14 protein-coding genes are annotated in these 20,504 nt (G+C 71.6%); 10 read left to right on the top strand and 4 right to left on the bottom strand.

Features of this window, described 5'->3' with window-relative positions; genetic code table 11:
• Positions 1 to 12: 12 nt before the first annotated feature.
• Together ACQRUO_RS13505 and ACQRUO_RS13500 are read left to right on the top strand one after the other, a co-directional pair.
• Entirely contained in the window at positions 13 to 549 is a 537-nt protein-coding gene (locus tag ACQRUO_RS13505; RefSeq protein ID WP_428316101.1) for a hypothetical protein, read from the top strand.
• 263 nt (positions 550 to 812) lie between these two features.
• Complete coding sequence (locus ACQRUO_RS13500) at positions 813 to 2,390, top strand: SMI1/KNR4 family protein (protein WP_428316100.1); 1,578 nt, start codon at positions 813 to 815, stop codon at positions 2,388 to 2,390.
• Here ACQRUO_RS13500 and ACQRUO_RS13495 read toward each other — a convergent pair.
• From ACQRUO_RS13495 to ACQRUO_RS13485, 3 genes are all read right to left on the bottom strand, one after another.
• Complete coding sequence (locus tag ACQRUO_RS13495) at positions 2,293 to 2,802, bottom strand: hypothetical protein (RefSeq protein ID WP_428316099.1); 510 nt, start codon at positions 2,800 to 2,802, stop codon at positions 2,293 to 2,295. The genes ACQRUO_RS13500 and ACQRUO_RS13495 overlap by 98 nt on opposite strands.
• Positions 2,803 to 2,914: 112 nt before the next feature.
• Entirely contained in the window at positions 2,915 to 3,157 is a 243-nt protein-coding gene (locus tag ACQRUO_RS13490) for a hypothetical protein (RefSeq protein WP_428316098.1), read from the bottom strand.
• Positions 3,154 to 3,531, bottom strand: coding sequence for a hypothetical protein (locus ACQRUO_RS13485; RefSeq protein ID WP_428316097.1), 378 nt, complete (start codon positions 3,529 to 3,531; stop codon positions 3,154 to 3,156). The genes ACQRUO_RS13490 and ACQRUO_RS13485 overlap by 4 nt, the downstream gene beginning before the upstream one ends.
• 177 nt (positions 3,532 to 3,708) lie before the next feature.
• Between ACQRUO_RS13485 and ACQRUO_RS13480 the strand changes: the two genes are divergently transcribed.
• From ACQRUO_RS13480 to ACQRUO_RS13445, 8 genes are all read left to right on the top strand, one after another.
• The gene (locus ACQRUO_RS13480) at positions 3,709 to 4,278 is read left to right on the top strand and encodes a hypothetical protein (RefSeq protein WP_428316096.1); all 570 of its coding nucleotides are present in this window, start codon (positions 3,709 to 3,711) and stop codon (positions 4,276 to 4,278) included.
• 268 nt (positions 4,279 to 4,546) lie between these two features.
• Positions 4,547 to 4,882, top strand: coding sequence for a hypothetical protein (locus tag ACQRUO_RS13475; RefSeq protein ID WP_428316095.1), 336 nt, complete (start codon positions 4,547 to 4,549; stop codon positions 4,880 to 4,882).
• A 471-nt stretch (positions 4,883 to 5,353) separates the two neighbouring features.
• A complete protein-coding gene (locus tag ACQRUO_RS13470; RefSeq protein ID WP_428316094.1) occupies positions 5,354 to 5,746 on the top strand; it encodes a CU044_2847 family protein in 393 nt (130 codons plus the stop codon).
• Positions 5,743 to 9,204, top strand: coding sequence for a trypsin-like peptidase domain-containing protein (locus tag ACQRUO_RS13465; protein ID WP_428316093.1), 3,462 nt, complete (start codon positions 5,743 to 5,745; stop codon positions 9,202 to 9,204). Before ACQRUO_RS13470 ends, ACQRUO_RS13465 begins: the two co-directional genes overlap by 4 nt.
• Positions 9,201 to 10,208 carry a hypothetical protein gene (locus tag ACQRUO_RS13460; protein WP_428316092.1) on the top strand — a complete coding sequence of 336 codons (1,008 nt, stop codon included), beginning with the start codon at positions 9,201 to 9,203 and terminating at the stop codon, positions 10,206 to 10,208. The genes ACQRUO_RS13465 and ACQRUO_RS13460 overlap by 4 nt, the downstream gene beginning before the upstream one ends.
• A gap of 1,560 nt (positions 10,209 to 11,768) precedes the next feature.
• Positions 11,769 to 14,411: a helix-turn-helix domain-containing protein gene (locus ACQRUO_RS13455; RefSeq protein WP_428316091.1), complete on the top strand. Its 2,643-nt coding sequence runs from the start codon at positions 11,769 to 11,771 to the stop codon at positions 14,409 to 14,411.
• A 357-nt stretch (positions 14,412 to 14,768) separates the two neighbouring features.
• Entirely contained in the window at positions 14,769 to 15,314 is a 546-nt protein-coding gene (locus ACQRUO_RS13450) for a hypothetical protein (RefSeq protein WP_428316090.1), read from the top strand.
• Positions 15,315 to 15,924: 610 nt separating this feature from the next.
• Positions 15,925 to 16,434, top strand: a complete 510-nt coding sequence (locus ACQRUO_RS13445; RefSeq protein ID WP_428316089.1) for a hypothetical protein — start codon at positions 15,925 to 15,927, stop codon at positions 16,432 to 16,434.
• 761 nt (positions 16,435 to 17,195) lie between these two features.
• On the opposite strand, the gene ACQRUO_RS13440 is transcribed toward ACQRUO_RS13445, so the two are convergent.
• Entirely contained in the window at positions 17,196 to 20,024 is a 2,829-nt protein-coding gene (locus ACQRUO_RS13440; protein ID WP_428316088.1) for a hypothetical protein, read from the bottom strand.
• Positions 20,025 to 20,504: the final 480 nt, after the last annotated feature.

Raw genomic sequence — 20,504 nt, 5'->3', positions numbered from 1 at the left:
GCGGTCAAGCCGGTGTCGTCGGGCCGCCGGGCCGACGTCGGAGACTTCTGGGTCCGCGCCCGCCCCACCCTGCCGATCGCCGACCGCCTGGCCCGCATCGGCGCCCTCGACTCCCTGGCCCCCGGCGCCCGGCGACGCGACCTGCTCCTGCACCTGGACGAACTCCACCGCCAGCACGCCGGCACCGCGATCCCCGAGCAACTGCTGCTCACCCCCGTCACCGCAGCCCAGCAGGTGACCGGGCTGCCCGACATGACACCGCGTGAGCAGATGGAGGCCGAGCTGGAGGTCATCGGGATGGACGCCAGCCGCCACCTGATGCAGCCCTTCCACCCCCTGCTCGCCGAACTCGGCGTCACCCCCTCCCACCAACTGGGCGAGGTCCCGAGCGGGGAGACGGTCCTGGTGGCCGGCGCCAAGATCGCCATCCAGACCCCGCCCATGCGCTCGGGCTGCCGCACGATCTTCGTCTCCCTGGACGACGGCAGCGAAGGTGGTCAGATCGACCTCGCCTACTTCGACGACACCCACGAACCGGTGGTTATCTAGGGTTGTCAATAGCTCTTCCCAGGTCAGCAGCGAAATTGTCCTTCTGGCACATGAGGCAAGTAGGTGACTGCTGGTCCACCTGTGTCCTGTGTCAACGCCGGCCTCGCCACGTCGGACCGCACGGATGAGCGTGCCGAGGTCCGCGAGCGCGGCCATCGCCACCAAGTTCGGCCTCTCGCCCACCAGCCCGAACACCGGCGGAGTGCCCTGTCACGACCCACTGCGATGATGACCGCCAAAGCCGACAGGAGGGGGCACAGGACGTGATTGAGCTGGCCGAGCAGGTCATCCGGCGGATCGCCACGGACGTCGTCAGACATGCGCCGGAGGGCTGGACCGAGGCAGTGCTGAACTTCACTGCGGGTGTCGGTGTGTGCTTGAGGTCCGGTGGATACACCGTAGCCGGGGAGCCCTGGCAGCCGTTCCGCCGCTACGACTTCTACCCCGAGCTGTGGAGCCTGGCGGAGGCCATTCGCGCCAGCCGGGGCTGGGAGCACGCCGGCATGGAGGTTCGGTGGCGGCCAACGGGAGAGTTCGACCTGGTCGAATTCCCGGATGCGGTCACCAACGCCCACGGGTACGGTGCCGGCTTCCAGGTCGTGCTCGATCACGACTACCGGCTGCCTCAGCCGGGCTTCGGGCAGGAGCCGGGAACGGGCGGCCCGGCCGGCGACCCGGACCTGGCGGTGGCCCGGTTCCGTGCGTACATGGAGCGCCGCGCATCGATCCTGGGGCAGCCCGAGCAACTGCCGCCTCCCGCTTCGGCCACTGCGCTCGACGAGGCCGAACGCCGCCTCGGCCGCCCGCTGCCCGCCGACCTGCGGGCGCTGTACCTGATCGCCGACGGCGACGGCATCGGGTACGAGAACCTGAACCTGTTCGGCAACAACCTCTGGCTGTCGCTGGAAGGCCTCGTCGAATGCCAGGACGAGTGGCGTGAACCAGTCTGGTTCGGCTGGGACTTGGAGTGGGACGCGGTCGTCTTCGACGCCAACCCCGCCGATACCGTCCGGCGCTGTGGCGGGCACCCGGGCTGGCTTCCCTTCGCCTCCGGCCAGGACGGCAACTTCCTGGCCGTGGACACCGCCCCGGCCTGCAAGGGCCGACCTGGTCAAGTTATCCAGATGGGCCGCGACTACGACCACAGCCCGGAGTACGTCGCGGACTCGGTGACCTCACTGCTCGGCCACTACCTGGAGCTGCTGGAAGAAGGCGCATACGAGGTGCAGGACGGCAACATCCGCATGAGGGAGCCCGACCGCGGCTTCGACCGCGGAATTGCCGTCGGCGAGATCCCGGCGGAGATCCCGCCGACCCTCCAGGACATCACCATCAACACCCTCTCCAGCGCGGTTGACCTCACCCCGCTCACCGCCGCCCCGAACCTGCGACGGCTACAGCTCCACAACGGTGGTACCACGGATCTTGCCCCGGTCCGCGCCCTGCCCGTCGAGACCCTGCACGTCACCCTCGACGGCACCGACCTGACCCCCCTCGTCGACCACCACCACCTTGCCGCCCTGAACCTGGGCACCACAGTCGTGACCGACCTCGCACCGCTGCGTACCGTCCCGAACCTGCGCTGCCTGGACCTCTCCCGAGCCGCCGCCACAGACCTCGCCGTCCTGGCCGATCTCCCCGGCCTGCGCTACCTGGTCCTCACCGCACAGCAGTGGTCCGTCCTGCTGGACGAAGGCAACGCACCGCCCAACCTCGCTGCCGCGCGTCTGGCGGGTGCCGATGTCAGTTTCGACGACGCCCTGGCCTGGTCGGCTCGCCTCGGCCGTGGCAGCGGTGACGCGTTCCGCCTTTCCAGCACCTTCGGGCCCAGTGGCAGTTGAGTCCCTCGCGCACTCGCGAAAGCTGCAGCAGAACGTACGCGCGGACCTCCGAGCGGGCTTGCTCCCACACGGGTGCCGCGGCCCGCTCGCCACCACCGCGGTGGGCGGCCATCAGGGTCAGCGTGGTCGCGGTGACCGGGTCGGCCGTCTTGGCGACCCGGCGCAGCAGCTCGGCCCGTTCCCACTCCTCCACACCATGCAGGGGCAGGGAGGAGAGCATTCCCAGGCAGGAAACGGCCGCCGCCCATACCGCCTCGCCACCACGGTGCTCCAGCTCGGCTGCCAGGGCACGGAAGGCCTCGCCTTCCCCGGTGGCGACCGTCGTGTCGAACGCGGCGTCGAGCAGCTGCTCGATGGTCGGCTCGGCTGGGGCGGGAACGCCGGGGGAGGGCGGCTGCGCGGGGTCGTTCACGAGGCGGACCGTACCTCGGGCCACCGACACAAGAGCACGTCCATCTGCCGTGCGCCGAGCAGGTCTGCCCGCTGCGCCCCGGCCGCAGGGGCGGCGGGGTTGCCGGGTGGGTTCAGGCACGGGCGCGCCACCGTGCTGCGGTGCGGGCGATGTGGGCGCGCAGGGCGGCCTCGCCAGCGGTGCGTTGCTGGGCGGTGGTGGCGCGGCGTGCGCAGCCTTCGCTGACGGTGACGTTCACCGAGTGGCGGCGCTGGGATCCGGGGAGCTGGTGGTGCATCCAGTGCCAGCCCTGCCGGTACAGCTGTTCGACCTGGCCGGGAACGTACCCGTTCTGCTCCAGCAGCGCCTCGATCACCCCAGGTCCATCTCCCACCCCGCATACCGGTACGTCCCCGCCGCACAGGCTGGGCAGCCGGCGCCCGTGCAGGCCTCGATCCGCGCCTCCCACCGCGGCGGCGGCCGGCGCGGCACACCACGCTGCTGCACGTAGGTGACGCCCTCCAGCGCCAGACGCTCGTAGTCGATCCACCCGGCAGCCGCCAGGGTGCGCACCGCCCGCCGCACCGACGCCACCTGCGCCTCGCTGGCGCGCTCCACCCCGAACACCGCGGCGGCGATTTCCCGCACTGAGCTCCAGGCGGGCAGGCCGGTCAGTGCGCTGCGCCCGAGCGGTTCGGTGGCCAGGTGGGCGAGCACGGCTCGCTGGATTCGTCCGAGACCGCGCGACATGACCCCAGTGTCCGGTGTTGTCCCGCGTCTGAGCAACGAACGCTTACGCCCCTGATCGCCTTCCCTGACTCGGGTGATTTGTTGCTGTTCCCGGGTGTGGCGGCGTGCCGTTGTGGGACAACGGGTTCCGGGCCCGTCGGTGGTCGGGCCCGCGCGCGTGCAGGAGGGAGCGGGTTGGTGAGGGTTGCCGAGGCACGGGAGCTGATCGGCGAGGCGGTGGTCGCGTCCGTGCGGGCGGGCTTCGCCGCCTGGTACCGCGAGATGAACTACGCGCAGCATCCTGCTGGGCCGCCGGCCTTCCAGGCCGTCCGGGACCCGGCCGGGCACGACGCCTCCCAGGTCCCGGACGTCGCGAAAGCGGAGGTCGAGTCGCAGCTCACCGAGGGCATGCCGCACATGTTCTTCACGTACAAGCGCGAGTACGGCGGCCCGCCGATCGTGCAGCTGTGGCTCCACCCGTCGTGGGCCCGGAAGGTCGCCCGGCCGGGCTGGGCGGTGATGGACGGCCGCGCAGTCCTCGATGTGCTGGCGTGGGAGCCGGCCGGGGGAGTGGAGGGCGGGCAGCGTCCGGTGCGGGTGCGCGCTGCGGTGGTGCAGGCCGACTACGACAGCGGGATGCACGGCTGGCGCGCCCACGCCGACAACCTCGACCTGGCCGTCGCCTGGAGCGAAGGCGGCAAGCCACAGCTGTTGTTCCCCTGGCAGGAGGGCAGAGCTGACGGCCCCCAGGCCACCCCGGTCGCGTGATGGCCTCGCATGTTCGGTTGCCGGCGGCGTTCACCGCGCGGCTGAAGGCCGCCGCCAGCCGAACAGCGAGGCGAGCGCGCCTTCGTCGCAGGCGCTGGCACGGGCTCCTACCGGCCCAGCCAGCGGGGCCCGGCCCAGCGCGCCTACCCGGCTCTTCTCCCGGAGCGCCTGGCCGCTGGCCCGCTCCGGCTCCAAGGACCGTCGTGACCGCTCCCGCCCCGCCTACCCCCGAACGTCCTTGCCCGGCCCACTGATACTCAGGAGCGCCGTGTCCGCCGTCACCACCGCCTTGCCCGCCGCCGATGAGCTGACCGCTCGTCTGACCTCCGTCGGCCCGACCACCCCGGCGCCCGTCCCGGAGGAGATCCGCAGCGCGCTGATGAGGTTCGCCGGCTGCGAGGTGACAGGCAGCCGCCTGGGCAGCAGTCTGGCCGGAGCCGCCCGCGGGTACCTGGGCCTGCCGCTGACCCCCTACACCGCCGAGGAGCGCGCCGGGATCAACACCGTCCTGGCGACGCTGCTCGCCATCCTGCTGCCCGAAGTGGTCCGGTTGGTGGTCGACGACCAGCAGGTCGTGGCCGATGCCTTGGCCGCGCTGCGGTAGTGCCCGGGTGGTGAGGCCCCGGCAGTTGGTCCGCGCGGTGCCGGGTGGGACAAGCGGTCTCGGCCCGCCGTCGGACGCTGCCGTAGGCTGCTGGTGCCAGTTCGTCAGGTTCTGGTGGTGGCGGCGCATGCTTGCTGGACCAGGTCGAGTACGTTCGCTGCGGGTAGCAGGTGCGCGTTGAGGGTGGTGGTCCAGCCGCCCTACGGCATCTGCCCGGGCCTAACGAACGGGCCGGCCCCACGGCGGCGTCGCGCCCGCTGCGGCACCCACGCCTCCACCCGCTGCGCCTGTTTGATCTTGTCGAACTTGAAGCGTTCGCAGTTCTTTTGGGGTAACTTCAGCCTGCCCTCAAGTCCATTTCTCTGTATAGGAGTTGATAGTTCCGCTACGGGGCCGCGCCACTGCGCGGCCGGTTCCGAGGGCTGATCCGAGAAGAAGCGCATGTGAGCCATGCTGGTCCGAGGGGGAGAAGTGGCTTATCTGGTGGAGCTGCCAGTCGGTGGGACGGCGGAGCGGCCTGAGGTTGTGCGGATCGAGGTCGAGCAGGCCGCGGAGGGTCTGGTTCAGGTCGCCCGGCCGGGGCAGGTGGTGGCCCGGGCGACCAGGTCATTGGGGGAGATGTTGGCCGGGGTCCTACCGGTGGCCGAGCACTTCGTCGATGGGTTTCGTGGCATGGCCCACGCGCCGCAGGAGATCTGTGTCGAGTTCGGCCTCTCGCTCTCTGCCGAGGCGGACGTGGTGATCTCCAGCACCACGGCGCAGGCCAACTTCAAGGTGTCGCTCACCTGGCATCGCCCATCGGATGAGGCCGACGGCGCGGGCGAGGGTGGTGGGTTGGCGTCGGGGACGGCGGCGTCGTCGTGACCGGGGCCGTGCCCGACGGTATCCCCGGGGCCGGGCCTGGCGCGGTTGGCGGGGCGAAAGCGCTGGACGCGGCCGTGTTGCGGATCAGGGACCGGCTGGAGAACCCGGTCGGCCTGGGCTTTCTGGTCACCCCCGAGCTGGCCCTCACGTGCGCACACGTCGTCGAGGCCGCGCTGGCTGGCCAAGGCGTCGAGCCTGGTGTCGGGAGTGCGGTCTTCGTGGACTTGCCGCTGCAGCCTTCACCGCGGGGGCAGGCCCGCGCGAGCAGCGCCGGTGTGGCGGCCGTGGTCGAGGTCTGGGACCGTCGGCAACCAGACGGCGGCGGTGACGTAGCTGTGCTGCGACTGAGCTCAATGCTGCCTGGCGCCCGCCCGGTCCGGCTGATTGAGGCGGGCGAGGTGTGGCAGCACCCGGCTCGGGCCTTCGGATTTCCGCTGGGCCATGACGGCGGGGTTTGGCACTCGGGCGTTCTGCGGGCCAGGCAGGCCAATGGCTGGGTGCAGGCCGACCTCGCTGCCACGGGTCACCGCGTCTCGCGGGGCTTCAGCGGGGGGCCCGTGTGGGACGACCAGCTGGTCGGCGTGGTCGGCATGATGGTGGCTGCCGAGGCCGGCCAGCCCCCGGTGAGTTACCTGATCCCCACCGACGGCCTGCTGGCCGCCTGGCCCGTGCTGCGCGACCTTGCGCTGCCGCCGTCGCCGTTTCGCAGCCTGATGCCGTTTGCGGAGGCAGATGCCCACGTCTTCCACGGTCGCCGCGCGGAGAGCGCCGAGGTGGCCGCCCGGCTGGGTCGCGAGCGCTGGGTCACCGTGGTCGGACCTTCCGGGTCTGGGAAGTCCTCGCTGGCGTTGGCTGGCGTCGTGCCGCGGCTACGGGCTGGCGGCTCGCTGGTGCTCACCGTCCGGCCGGCCAATGGCAGCAGCCCGCTCTCGGCACTCGCTGCAGGCCTGCTGGCCCTGCTGGAGCCAGAGCTTCCCGAGACTCACCGTCTGACGGAGCTCCCACTGCTCACCAGCCTGCTGGCCGACCCGGATGGCCTGGCAGACCTGGTGCCGCGGCTGCTCGCTCGCCACAACTGCAGCCGCCTGCTGCTGGTTGTGGACCAGTTCGAGGAACTCCTCGGCGCCGGCCCGGGTGACGTCGACAGATTGGCCGAGGTGCTCTACCACGAACAACTTCCCGAGACGGTCCGGGTGCTGACCACGCTGCGGGCCGACTTTCTAGCCGCTGTGCTGGACCACCCGCGGCTGGGCCCGGCGATCCGGCGCGAGGTGTACGCGCTCGGGCCGATGAGCCCCGAACAGCTGCGCGAGGTGGTCACCGCGCCGATCGAGGCCGTCCCCGGGGTGACTTACCAGGCCAACCTGGCCGAGCGGCTGCTGGCGGAGACGGGCTCCGGGCCGGGGGCGTTGCCGCTACTCGGCTTCACACTCGACCAGCTGTGGCACCGCCAACACGGCGGGCTGCTCACTCACCAGGCCTACGACGACCTCGGCGGAGTCCGTGGCGCGCTGGGCGCGCACGCCGACGAGATCTGGCAGACCTGCGTGGCCCCGGCGGACGAGGCACCGGCACGCCGTCTCTTCACCCAACTGGTCCGAGTCCCGCTCGAGGCCGCATCCGCAACCCGTCGCTGCGCACTGCGCACCGACCTGGGCGCAGCCGAGTGGCGCATCGCCCAGGACCTCGCCGCCACCCGCCTGCTGGTGACCGGACGCAACGCCGAGGGCGTCGAAACCGTGGAACTCGCGCACGAGGCCCTGATCACCGCCTGGCAGCGGCTGCGCGGCTGGGCCGAACAGGACCGCTCCTTCCTGGCCTGGCGGGAGGTGCTGCGGCACGACCTGGAGCGCTGGCAACTCGGTGGGCAGACCACTGACCTGCTACCTACCCGCAGCGCCCTGGCGGGGGCGCAGCCGTGGCTGAGCACGGGCAGCGGGCTGCTGAACGCGGCCGAGCGTGACTACCTGCGGCGCGGCCGGCGGCACCGCCGCGCCCGGGCCCGGCGGGTACGGGCGGTGATCGCGGTGCTGTGCGTGCTGGCCCTGGCTGCGGCGACCGGCCTGGTTCTCACGGTGCGCCAGCAGCACGACACCGCACGGCAGGCGGCGATCGTCCGGTCCAAGAGCCTGGCCGCCGACGCGGCCGCGTTGCGCAGCACCGATCCGGGCCTGGCCAGCCGCCTGGCGATCGCCGCCTATCGCTCCTCACCCACTCCGGAGGCAGCCGATCAGCTGTACGGCGTGCTCGGCAGCATGCTGGACAGCGTTGTCGGTGACACCGGCAGCCAGATCCTGCGGATCGCCACGGCGGTGCACAGCCCGCTGGTCGCCGCTTCGGCCACCGACAACAGCGTGCGGATCTGGAGCCTGGCCGACCCTGCCGCCCCGGTTCTCGATGCGGCCATCCACTCATCGGCCGCCGCGGTGGCTCTCAACCCGAGCGGATCCCTACTGGCCGCCGCATGCGACGCTGGCGACAACCCTGGTTTGTGCCTGTGGGACCTGGCCGACCCTCGGCACCCCATTGTCGCGGGTCGCCTACCCCGGCCCGCGGGCGGGCCTGACAGGCCGAGGCAGACTGTCCCCTCCATGGCTATCACACCAGATGGCGGCGTGCTGGCCGCGGGATTGGGAGACGGCGAGACCGTACTGTGGTCGATCACCGACCCCTCGGCACCCCGGCTCCTGGCCGACCTGCCTAACCCGACCACCCCGGGCTCGGCAGGGCTCACCGCAGTGGCCTTCGCCCCACGCGGCAACCTGCTCGCCACCACGGCCCTCGGCGCGACCACCCAGCTCTGGCAGGTCGGCGACCCGGCGCACCCGCAGCACACGGCCACGATCGCAGGAAGCTTCCAGGCGATCGCCTTCAGCCCCGACGGCGGTCTGCTCGGCGCTGCCAGCGACAGCCAAGTAGGCCTTTGGCGGCTCGGCGACCCCACCCAACCCACCGCGATCAGCGTTAACACCCCCGGTCTCCAGACCCTGCAGTCGCTGGCCTTCAGCCCCGATGGCGGCCAACTCGCCTACAGCGGTATGGACACCATCTCCCCTCCGAGCTCGGTCTGCCTGATGGACCTGTCGCCGGGCAATCTGGACCAGCAGCCCGGGCCGTCCATGAAGTGCTCGCCCGAGGCCTCCGGTGCCTTCGCCATGGCCTATACACCGTCCGGCGGGCTGCTTACCGGCGGCGATGACGGCATCTTGCGGCAGTGGCGGCACCCGTTGCTACCGCAACTCGACGCACAGGTGGAGGATTCTGGTCCCAACTGGAGCCTCAGCGCGAACGGCCGGTTCCTGGCCGCGCCGCAGTCGTCCGGGCAGCTCAGTCAGGATCCGCAGTCCGTCGGGATTTGGGATCTCTCCACGGCCGACCAACCCGTCCTTGAAGCCACACTGCCGGTCAGTGCGATGGGGGCCTCTTCTTTCTTCGCGACACCGCGCTGGTCACCGTGACACTGACCGGGCAGGTCCGACTCTGGAACCTGAGCGATCCACATCATCCCGCGATCAGTACCTCCCTCGGCACCGCCGACTTCCCCACCTTGGCCGGCTTCTATGTCGGCCCAGGCGTCACCTCGGACGCTGCCGGCGACCTTGTGGCGGTGGTCGGCAGCGGGGCCCTGCACCTGTGGCGGATCACCGATGCGATCGACGCGGTGGCCGCCGGCTCCCTTCCCGTGCCGGCAGCGGCGAACAACTTCGCCGGCGTCCTCGGCAACCACACAGCCATGGTGGCTACCACGGCTGGTTTCGATTGGTGGGACGTCAGCAACCCTGATCACCCCGTCCGTGCGGGGTCCTCCTCGGTCGCGGCCGCAAGCACCGACACCAAGGCCAAGCAGGATGGCGTGGTCATGAACAGTGCGACCACCGGCGGCGCAGTCCTCGCCGCCGACACCACCAACCAGGTCAGCTGCCAGTGCAGATGGCTGCTGTTCCGCTTCGGGGCCAACGCCGGTCCCACCGCTCGGGTTACCCTGCCCGGCGCGGTGGGCTCCGTCCTGTCCCCGAGCAACGACAACCGGCTGCTCGCCTCCGACAGCAGCAACGCCAACGTTGTCACCCTGTGGGACATTAGCGACCCACAGCACCCGCAGCCTCGCTCCAGCATCCTCGCGCTGGAGGGGATCAGAGGCATCACCTTCGACCCCGCCGACAGGGTGATGGCGGTCTGGAACAACGACACCGTGCAACTCTGGGACATCCACAACCGCACCAGCCCCAACCTCGAAGCCTCGTACAAGCCGGCCGACGGCTCCATCGCGACCGCCGCGTTCTCCCTGACCCAGCCAACCCTCCTGCTGGCCACCAACGGCACCGTGTCAATGCTCGACATGGACCCCGCCAAGCTCGCCGACCACCTGTGTCAATACACCGGCGGCGCCCCGCTCACCGCCTCCCAGTGGCAGCGCTACGCCCCCGGTATCGCCCCGCAAGACCCCTGCCTCCGGCACTGACAGGATCGGTGGTGCTCCGGCGGCAGGCTGCAGCGCCTCCGCGCGGACGCCCCGCGCAGCGCCCGGTTCAGGTCGCAATCGTGCAGGTGGTGGGCTCCGCACGGGGCCCGCACCCGCGGTCGCCGGTCGGGCGGGTGAGGCGGACCCTCAGGACGCGGTGGTCGCGGGCCCCGCCGGCAATCCGTGCCCGCTCCACCGTCGCCGGCTGAGCCAGGGGCGTCTCGTCGGTGCTGCTCGTCGGAGGACCGTCCGTCACGTGCCTTGCTCGGCCTTGGCCTCGGCGAGGAGTGTGCGGCCCCACTCTCGGGAGACGCCGACCTGGTGCCGATTTGTTGGACGGTCAGGCCGGGGGTCGGTATGCAGCATCTGCCGATTCTGTTCGCCACTGTTTGGCGGCGGGGTTGGGCGTCGCGGTACGCCAGCGCGGCGTGGAGTCCTTCGGCGCCGATGGAACGGCCTCCCGCCTTCGACTTGCCACGCAGGAGCCGCCTCTCGCCACAGTAGGCCCTGATGGTGGAGCGCTTGCAGTGCTTGATGCCGAAGAAGATCGTGTCGTGCCTCGGGCCGGCGGTGTGTCCTTGGCCGGGCGTGCCGAGGGCGTGGGCCTGCAAGGCCGTGCGGCCGGCCGGTGCTCTGCTGAGAAACGTGAGCTGGGTCCTCATCATCGTGGGCGAGCGCGTACACGACCCACCGGGCGCCGGTGAACTGCAGGGACAGCCGGACGTTCAGTGGCCAAGCGCTCGCAGCGACGTCGGTGAGTAACTGCGCGATGAGGCCGACCACCAGGTCCTCGGCGGCACCGAGTTCGGTCGGGCAGGGCGCCCGGCGAGGCGGCTGCTCATCCTCACGGCGGGCGTTGGCGAGCCGTGAAGGGGTGATACCAGATCGGCGGGCTATGGAGGTGGTGTTCGCAGTTATTTCACCCGTACGGAGCGATTGTCGGGGAATGGCTTCGCTGGAGCGTGCCCGGGACCTCGGATGATCGCCCAAATGACCTGTTTTGCGCACTGTATGACTGTGCGAAGGGTGCGTCTACGGTTGCGCACGGTGCGCAGGTCGCCGCTTCAGTTCGCGCCGATCCGACGGCCTGCGCACCGCACATACCTACTACTTCGAGGAGGTGAGGAGCGGTGACTCGCTCCCCGCATTCCCGTTCGACCGAACCCGCTGGTGAGGGCCCTGCCGGTGGCAACAACGCTACCGGAGGGGGTGAGACGACCCGGAGTATGAACCGGGTGGGCAAGCGGCGCCCGCATAACCGGCGGCCCGCCGGGCGCATGAACGTGGTGGTCGTCATCCCGCCGCAGGGCATGCACCCGTCCGACTGGGTGCCGACCGTCGCGTCGCTGCTCCTGGTGGTCGCCCACAGGTTGTGGCGCCGCCGGGCCTGACCCGGCACCGAGAGGGTGGGGCCGCTGCCAGCGGCCCCACCCCGCCGCGTATGCCGAGCCTCTAGAGGGGGCGGGGCCCTGCCGGATCCGATCGGATTCGGCGGGTGCCGCCTTCCGATTCGTGACACCGACCTCGGCCCCGGACCGGGCCCCGGAGACGGAGTGGCCGATGATCACCAGCCCGTTGTGCGCCAACTGCGGGATCCCGCTGCACGAGCGCCGACAGGGCCGCCCCCGGCAGTGCTGCAGCGACGCCTGCCGCCAGGCCCTGCACCGACGCCGCCTCGCGGCCGACGCCGCCTCCTACCCGATGGCCACCGGGGACCTGGACGACATCCTCGAGGAACTGGTCAAGGACCTCGCCGCCGGCCTGAACGCGATCCAGCGCGACCTGCGCACCACGGCCGGCACCGGCACCGGTGTCACGCCCACCGCCTTGGCCGACGCCCGCCAACTCGCGGTGCGGATCGAGGACCTGACCGCGGGCCTGGTCGGCCAGGCCCGCCTGCACCGCACCCCCTGGGCCCAGATCGCCGCCGCGCTTGCGGTGAGCGAGGACACCGCCCGCCACCGCTTCCGGCCCCACGACATCGAAAGGCGCCTGGCCCGGCTGCGCCGGCGCACCGCGCCCGCGGCCAAGGCCACCGGGCCAGGCGCCCGGGTGCCGGCACCGGGCGAGAGGAGTGCGCCCGCGCCGCCGCTTCCCGAGCCCGCAGACCGGCCGGCCGTCAATCGCCTGGCCCCGGTGCTGTCACGGTTGGTGCGTGCGACCGGCCGCAGTCAACGCGCCGTCAGCGATGCCTCTGGCCTGTCTGCCTCCTATCTGTCCCGCATTCTGGCCGGCGGGCGCATTCCGACGTGGCGGCTGACCGAGGCCATCGCCCTGGCCTGCGACGCCGACCCCAAGGTTCTGCGCGAACTCTGGGAAGCCGAGCGTCTTCGCGAGTTCGAGCACCGCACCGCCCCCAACCGGCCCGGCACCCGAACGCAACCGCATCCGCCCACCACCGGCTCTTCCCGCACCCGCGCCCCCAAGGACGACCCGGCTGCCGCCCGCACCGCCCTGCAGGCAGCCCTGAGCACGCTGCACCTGAGGGCCGGGCGCCCCAGCCACCGCCGCCTGGCCGCCGCCACCGACTACCGCCTCACCCAGGACCGCATCAGCACCATCTTGGACGGCACCACTGCGGTGGCCTGGGACGACCTCGCCGTACTCGTCGACGTCCTGGCCGGCGAGCGCGCCTACTTCCAACCCCTCCACGCGGCCGCCACCGGCCAGGGCGGCGCCGAGGGTCGCAGCACCCCGTCACCGGCCCTGCGGCACGCGCCCGAGTCCATCATGTCCGCAGCCGACCACCGGGCGCAGATCCTGCACCGGCGCGCCCGCGCAGCTCGGGTCGAGCAGACCGTCCACCCCGAGGCCGCCGAAGGTTGCGGCATTCCCGACCCCAGGAGCGCTGTGCCCCGTCAACTCGATCCCGAGACCGCCAAGGCGAACATGATCGCCAAGAATGTGTGGCCCATCTCGCCCTGGCCCACGGCCGCCAAACCGTGGCTGAGCGTCTGCATGGACTGCGGCCAGTACGTCACCCCGATCTACCGCAACGTGATGCAGCCCGGCCGCGGAGGCTGCGAACCGTGCGGCCGCGCCCGCGCCGTGGCCAAGCGCAAGGTCCCCGCCCACGTCGCCCTCGCCGAGCTGCGCGCCAAGGGCGTGGAACCCCTTACGGACTACCCGGGCATCGACGTCCCCTGGCCCAGCCAGTGCCGCAGCGCCCTGTGCCCGGGCCTGTGGCAGGGACAGCCGGCCGACATCAGCCCGCGCCTGTCGGATGCCCGCCTGGCCACCATCTCGGCCTGCAAGTACTGCGCAGGGATCGCGATCCGACCCGAGCGAGCGGTCTACGAGATGATCCAGCGCGGCGTCCAACCGCTCGCCCCCTACCGCAAGGCCACCACGCCCTGGCCCTGCCGGTGCCTGACCTGCCGAGCCGAGGTCAGCCCCACCTACGCCAACGTCGTCCTGAACGGGCAGGGCGGATGCCTGCCGTGCAGCGGGCGCGCTCGCGTGTCCGAGGCGCAGGCCCACGCCGAGATGCTCGCGGCCGGCGCCCGGCCGCTCGAGCCCTACCCCGGAGTCAACAAGCACTGGCGCAGCCTGTGCCTGGCGCCCCACTGCCCTGGACCCACCGACCGCCTCATCCACCCGCGCCTGGGATGGATCAGGCGCGGCGCCCAGGCCTGCAAGTGGTGTGCCGGCGTGGTCATCGACCCGGACACCGCCCACGACATCATGCTCGAAGCCGGACTGCAGCCCCTGCAGCCCTACCCGGGAGTGCGTGAACCCTGGCGGTGCCGGTGCACGAACCCGGCCTGCCAGGCCATCGTCCACCCCACCCTGGGCAGCGTGAACAGCCGCGGCACCGGCTGCTTCGAGTGCGCCGACTACGGCTTCAAACGCGAACGCCCCGCACAGGTCTACCTGCTGACCCACGAGGGGCTGGGCGCGGCGAAGATCGGCATCTGCAACCTGAACACCGGACGGATCCAGAAGCACCAGGGCCAGGGCTGGCAGTTGCATGCCACCCTCGACTTCCCGCTCGGGCGCGACGCCGCCCGGCTCGAACGCGAGGTCCTTGCCGAATGGCGGGCACAGAACTGGAAGCCGGTCCGCGACCACGGCCGAACCTACGACGGCTGGACCGAAACCGTCCCCGTGACCGCCGACGCCTCCCGCGAGGTGCTGTGGGAGGGCGTCGTGCAACTGCACAACCTGCTGGCCCACAGCAAGACGAGCAGAGCGGCGGCCTGATCGTCAGGCACCCGATTTGCCGGACAGGACGTCCAGCACGTCGACGGGGTAGGCGCAGCGTCGTTGATCCAGGACAGATCCGACGACAGGAGGCACGGCTCGGCGTGGCAGGAGAACGGGACCGCAGGCGCGCTCGCCCGCGGTGGGCGACGTCGGCCCGAACCCGATGTGTAGAGGTAGCGGGTCTACGCGAGTGCCACCGGGCGGCGCCGGTGGTCGCCGCGGTGAGCATGGCGTGCCGCGGGGCAAGCGGGCCCGTGGCGCTCAGGCTCCCCAAGCATTGTCAAGGAGCCTTGACGGCCATGACGAGTGTCAGGGATCCTTGACACAAGGTCAGGCAGGGGAGAGGGGCGCGGTATGTCATGGGTGGATGAGACGGGCCGGCACGAGGGGTTCCCGGTGGCGGTGTTGGCGGACGGCCACGAGCCGGCCCCGATCGCCGACGGGCGCACCGAATGGTGGCTCTACAACGGGGCGGACGGACCGCGGGCGGTCGGGGTACGGGCCGGGTGCGGCTGCGGCTGGCGTGGCGCGGACATGCATCTGGTCGACTTCGGCGACGACGAGGCGACCGAGGGCATCGAGGAACGCACCGGCGTGTTCGCGGACTGGGAGTACCACGTCGAGCAGGCCGAGGGCGTGATCCCCCGTGACGTGGAGCAACTCCTCGACACCCTGACCCGCCGCATCGAGAACCTCTCCCAAGCCGGCCGCTCGGCCGCCGCGCTGCGCGTGGTCGCCCACCTCGAGCGGACCACCGCGCGCAGCGGCCTGGACGCCGTCCGCACCGCCCGCGACGGCCTCATGACCTGGGAAGCCATCGGCCGGGAACTCGGCTGTAGCCGCCAAGCCGCCCACGAGCGCTACGCCCGCCGCATCAACGACCAGATGCCCGACACCTAGGAGTCGTCTTCAAAGCCGATCAAGTGATGAGAGATCATGTCCGGCATGGTGCGTCGTCATGAGCTCTCTGATGCCGAGTGGGCTGTGCTGTTGCGGCTCCTGCCTAGTTCGGGGACCGCTGGCCGGCCCCGCAGCCCGGTGAACGGGGCTATCCATGACGATCCCCGACGCCGTGATCACGCGAGGCATCGCATGATCATCGCACCTGCGGCCGGCGGACTCGGAGATCGGCCCGGCCTCAGAACTCGAACCACAGGTCGATGTCCGGGTGGACGCGTTCGCGCAGGCAGTTCGAGTGCGAGTAGGCCTGCTGCCGCACGGCACCGCCTCGCACTGGGTCAACCGCACCGAGCCTGAGCTTGGTCGCTGCCCCGTCCTGGTCGAGATCGATGACCTGATAGCAGAAGCAACAGGTGGGGTTCGGGTTCAACGATGCCCTTTCATGTCACCGAGACGACAGCGCCAGCCGCGCTGTCCCGCAGACCCTACGTCGAACAAGACGCCGAGAACGGGACAGCCCTTCGCCGAGGCAATCCGAGGCCTGCGCGAGGAGCCGGCACGAGCCGTCCGTATCACCGCCAGTTCCTCGGCGCAGCAGTGGCAGGAGTCCGTGAGCGGGAACAGGGACCTGAAGCGTGCCGCCGAACGGACCGTCGACCACCTGGTCGACAGAAGCGACCTGCCCGCGGAACGCCTGTCCATCACCTACGGGCCCATCGCCACCGCCGACCTCACCGGCACCGCGGGCCACATCCTCGCCGACCGGATCGCCGACGACACCGAGGCCCTCACCCACATGATCCGCCCGCTGCTCCAGACGCTTACCTCCGCCACCGTCCAACTCGACGCACCAGCCCGCGACGCGACCGCGGCCCTCGTCCAGCTGATCACACGAGCTGCAAGGAGCCTGCTCGCCCTCGCAGACCAACTCCACCCCGAGTTCACGGAGGCCTGCGGAGCGGACGACGGCCAACTTGCCATCGACCGCCTCGCGGCCCTGCGCAGTGACCTGGACCATCTGGAGGACCTCCTGCTTCCCCCGGTCACCATCAGCGTTTCGCTCCCTCCCCAGCGCGCCGCAGCCCTGGACACACAGGGCGGCCGGCCGGCCTCGCCCTGATCGCCGAAGCCGACCCCCTGCTCGGCCCGCGACTGGCCCGGCTCGCGCGCCGCGACTGACAAGCGCTGCGCCGCAGCAGTGGCTCCCCTTCTGCCTGCCCAGCTGATCGTTGTCATGCCGTCGACTCCCTGTTTGCGCCGACCGGAGCCTCCGACCCGGGATCGGGCCACTTGCGGCCAGGCCGGACGAATCGCCCCAGCCGCCGGCCCGTCCTGTCACCGGCGCCGGACCAGCCCGGACGTGACCGAAAGCCGTGCCACCAACCCAGCCCGCGACACAAGCCCGGTGCGGGCACGATGGATCCGGGGGATGCGGTCGGGGCAACGCTGCACTCCAGCGTCGGCAAAGGGCTCGTAGACCTGGTCGCGGCCGCAGCAGCGCGAGTCGACCGATGGGCAGTATCACCTGGCTGGCCGGGCCGGCGCCGCCTCGGCTGCAGACCGGGCAGAAGACAGTCGCCCTGGTACGCGAGGACAAGGAGCCGGGCTTCACCGCGACCCTGGAAATCCGAGGAACTGCCATCGGGGTGTTCCGGCCGCGCCAGGTGGTCGCGACCGTGGGATGCCTGGATGCCTGGATGCCTGTGGCGGGGGGGCCGGTGCTCCGTCGGCAGGGCTACGGCCGCTGTCGGGCACGGTGGTTGCTGTCGTGCGCAGCCGCTTCCGGTCGGGTGGCTGCCGTGGGCGGGAGGCGGTGTGTCTGGGTGGGGTGGTGTGCGGGCCCGCCGCACCACGGTGTGTGTGGTGCGGCGGGCCGGGGCGTCAGGGGCAGTTGGTGGAGGTGCCGGTCTCCTCGTTGGTGATGCGGCAGGTGTTGTTGCCGCCCACTCCGGCGTCGATGGTGCCGACGTTGTCGACGGAGCCGTTGTTGGGCGCGGTGATGGTGTTGCTGCCGCCGGATCCGGCGTCGATCTTGCCGGCGTTGGTGGTCACGGTGATCGTGTTGCCACTGCTGCCGGTGGCGCCTTGGATGGTGGCCGGAGGGTTTGCTGAGGTGGCGATGCCGTTCCTGTCAACGGTGATCTGGTTGCCATTGCCGGCGAAGTTGATCGTCGCACCGTCGGCGTTCCCGTTCGTGGACAGGCTGCCTGTGCCGGTCTTGGCGGTGATGGTGGCGCCGCCCGCGTTGGTGGTGATGGTGCCGGTGTTGCCCTCACCGCTGTAGCCGAGGAAGCCGCCAACGGCGCCGCTGCCGTTGCCTCCGGTGGCGGTGATGGTGGCGCCTGTGGCTGAGGTCGTGGCGGTGACGGCGCCGGTGTTGCCCTTGCCGCCGGCTCCGCCACTGTTGCTGCCGTTGCCGCCGGCGGCGGTGACGGTGGCCTTGGTGGCTGTGACGGTGATGGTGCCGGTGTTGCCGTCACCACCGCTGCCGCCAGCGTTGGTGCCCGTGCCTCCGGTGGCGGTGGCGGTGTTGGTGGCGTTGATGGTGCCTGCGTTGCCGGTGGCGCCGTCGCTGGCGGTGCCGGCCTTGCCGCCGGTGGCGCCGGTTCCTCCGGTGCCGCCGGCTGTGCCGTCTGCTCCGGTGGCGGTGACGGTGAGGGCGGTGATGGTGGCGTTGGTGGCGTTGCCGATGCCACCACCAGCGGCGTTGCCGCCGTTCCCGCCGGTTCCGATGGCGGGGGTGCCGCCTCCGCCGGCTCCTCCGGTGCCGCCTTGTCCGCCGGTGGTGTTGGCTGTTCCTGCGGCGTTGACGGTGGCGGTGGTGGTGCCGTCTCCGTTTCCGTCGCCTCCGTTGCCCCCGTTTCCGCCGGTGCCGCCGTTGCCGGGGCTGCCGTTGATGTCGGCGCCGGTGCCGGCTCCTCCAGTGCCACCGCCTCCGCCGGTGCCGCCCTTGGTGGTGGCGGTGCTGGTGGTGTTGGTGGTGGTGATGGTTCCAGTGTTGCCGTCGCCGGCGTCGCCTCCGGTGCCGCCCTTGCCGCCAGGGACGATGATGCTGGTGAGGGTGCCGGTTCCTCCGGTGCCCCCGACTCCGCCAGTGCCTCCGGTGGCAGTGGCGTTGTTGCTGGTGGTGATGGCACCGGTGTTGCCGTCTCCGCCGTCTCCTCCGGTGGCCCCGGCGCCACCTCCTCCTCCGGCTCCGCCGCTGCCGTCGCCTCCGGTGCCGCCCTTCCCGCCGGTTCCGCCGGTGGTGGTGATGGTGCCGGTGGCGTTGATCGTGGCGGTGTTGCCGCCGCCGCCAGCACCGCCGACCGTGCCGTCACCGGCAAAGCTCGAGGTGCGGCCGGTGGCACCCATTCCACCGTCTCCGCCGGTGATGGTGAGCGCGGTGGTGGTGATGGTGCCGGCCGTGCCGGTGCCGCCGCTGCCACTGGCCCCTGGGGCGCCGTTTTGTGGGGTCGTGCTACCCGTGCCGCCGCCGCGGCTGCTGCCCCCCGCTCCGCCTGTGGCGCCGTCGCCTGCGGTGACGGTGATGGTGGCGACCGCGTTCAGGGTTCCGTCCTGGATACCGGTGCCACCGGCGCCGCCGTTGCCGCCGTTGCCCCCGTTCCCGCCGGTGGCGCCTCCGGCATCGCCACCGCTACCGCCTGCGGCGCCGTCGCCGCCGGTGGCGGTGATGGTGGCCGTGGTGGCGGTCAGGGTGCTGTTCCGCCCGCCGGCCCCGCCGCCTCCGCCGCCTCCGCCGGTGCCGCCGGTGCCGTTGGGGGCTTGCTTGTCTTCGAGGCCGGTGCCGCCGGCACCGCCCATCCCGCCACCGCCGGCGCCTGCGGCGTTTCCGCCGGTGGTGGTGAGCGTGGTGGCACTGACGGTGCTGTTCACGGTCCCGTCACCGCCGTTGCCGCCCATGCCGCCGGTTCCGCCGTTGCCTCCGGTCCCGCCGGGGTTGTTGGCGGTGGTGTTGCCGCCGTCTCCGCCCATGCCGCCCGCTCCGCCCGCGGTACCGTGTCCGCCGGTGAGGGTGGCGGTGCCGGAGGCGTCGATGGTGCACCCGCTCGCGCCCGCCCCACCGTTGCCGCCCGCTCCTCCTGTGCCTCCGGTGCCGCCAGGGCCGGGTGTGATGGCGTTGGTCCCGGGCGTCCCGGCCGCGCCGGTGGTGCCAGCGGCGGTGGTGCCGCCGTTGCCGCCGGTGACCTCAAGTTGGCTTTCGGTGCCTGCGTGCAGGGTGATCGTGCCGCCGTTGCAGCCGGCCCCACCACTGCCGCCGGCGGCGCCGGCGTTCTGGGCGTCCGCGCCGGTGCCGCCGTGGACGGTGACGAAGGCATCGCGGGTGCGCGGCGGGTCGCCGACCGGGGCGGTGGTGACGGTGATCTTCCCGTCGACGCCGTCGGCGCCGGCCCCACCGGTGACCGAGACGGTCAACGTCCCGTTGCCGGTGTAGTTCAACGCGCCGGTAGAGGAGATGCCGGGCTGCCCCGCGGCGTTGGTGATGGTGACCCTCGTATCGCCGTCCGCCAGGTTCCAGACCTGGCTCAGCCCCTTGGTACACCGGTAGGAGAAGCCGAGCAGGCCCGGCAGAGGATCGGTCTGGACACAGCCGTCCGGCAAACCGGCGGCACGGGCGGGTGCTGCCAGGGCCACGGCCATGCCGGCGGTGCCGAGGAGGGTGGCGGTGGCGAGGGCCACCATCCGGGAGGTGGGACGGGGCACGGGCATCGCGACTTCCTGGCAGTACTTCCGGGTGCTGGACACCGGAAGTCATATCCGCCCAACCCGGCCGCAAGCCCACAACCACGTTATTCCGCCGGTTCGGATCATTTGTCGGACCGTCAGATCCAGGCCGCCACACGCTTCGCCCGGGCCGGGCGGGATGGGAGCCGGGCGCGACAGCGCCCGGCTCTCGTCGAGGTGTCGTTACTGACCTCGGCGCTTCAGGGTGATGGCGTGGCGGTGGGAGGTCCAGGGGCCTGCTGTTCCCGGACAAGGTGATCACCTGCCCCACCAGCCCCGCATCGCAGCGGAGCGTACGTCGGGCCGCTCTGGTAACCGCCGGCCTCGAGCTGAGCGCACCTTCCGGTGTGGCGGCAGGCCCGGGCCAGTGGGCGGTGGCGGTTCTGCGGTGGCGGGGGCGGCCCGGTACGCGAATGCTTGCCCATAGGGTCCCGATCCTGCCTGATCAGGCCGCGCGGCCAGCGG

The organism is Kitasatospora sp. LaBMicrA B282 (assembly GCF_050325825.1).
GTDB lineage: Bacteria > Actinomycetota > Actinomycetes > Streptomycetales > Streptomycetaceae > Kitasatospora.
Note: the sequence above shows the minus strand (reverse complement) of the source record. Positions and strands in the feature narration are given on the sequence as shown.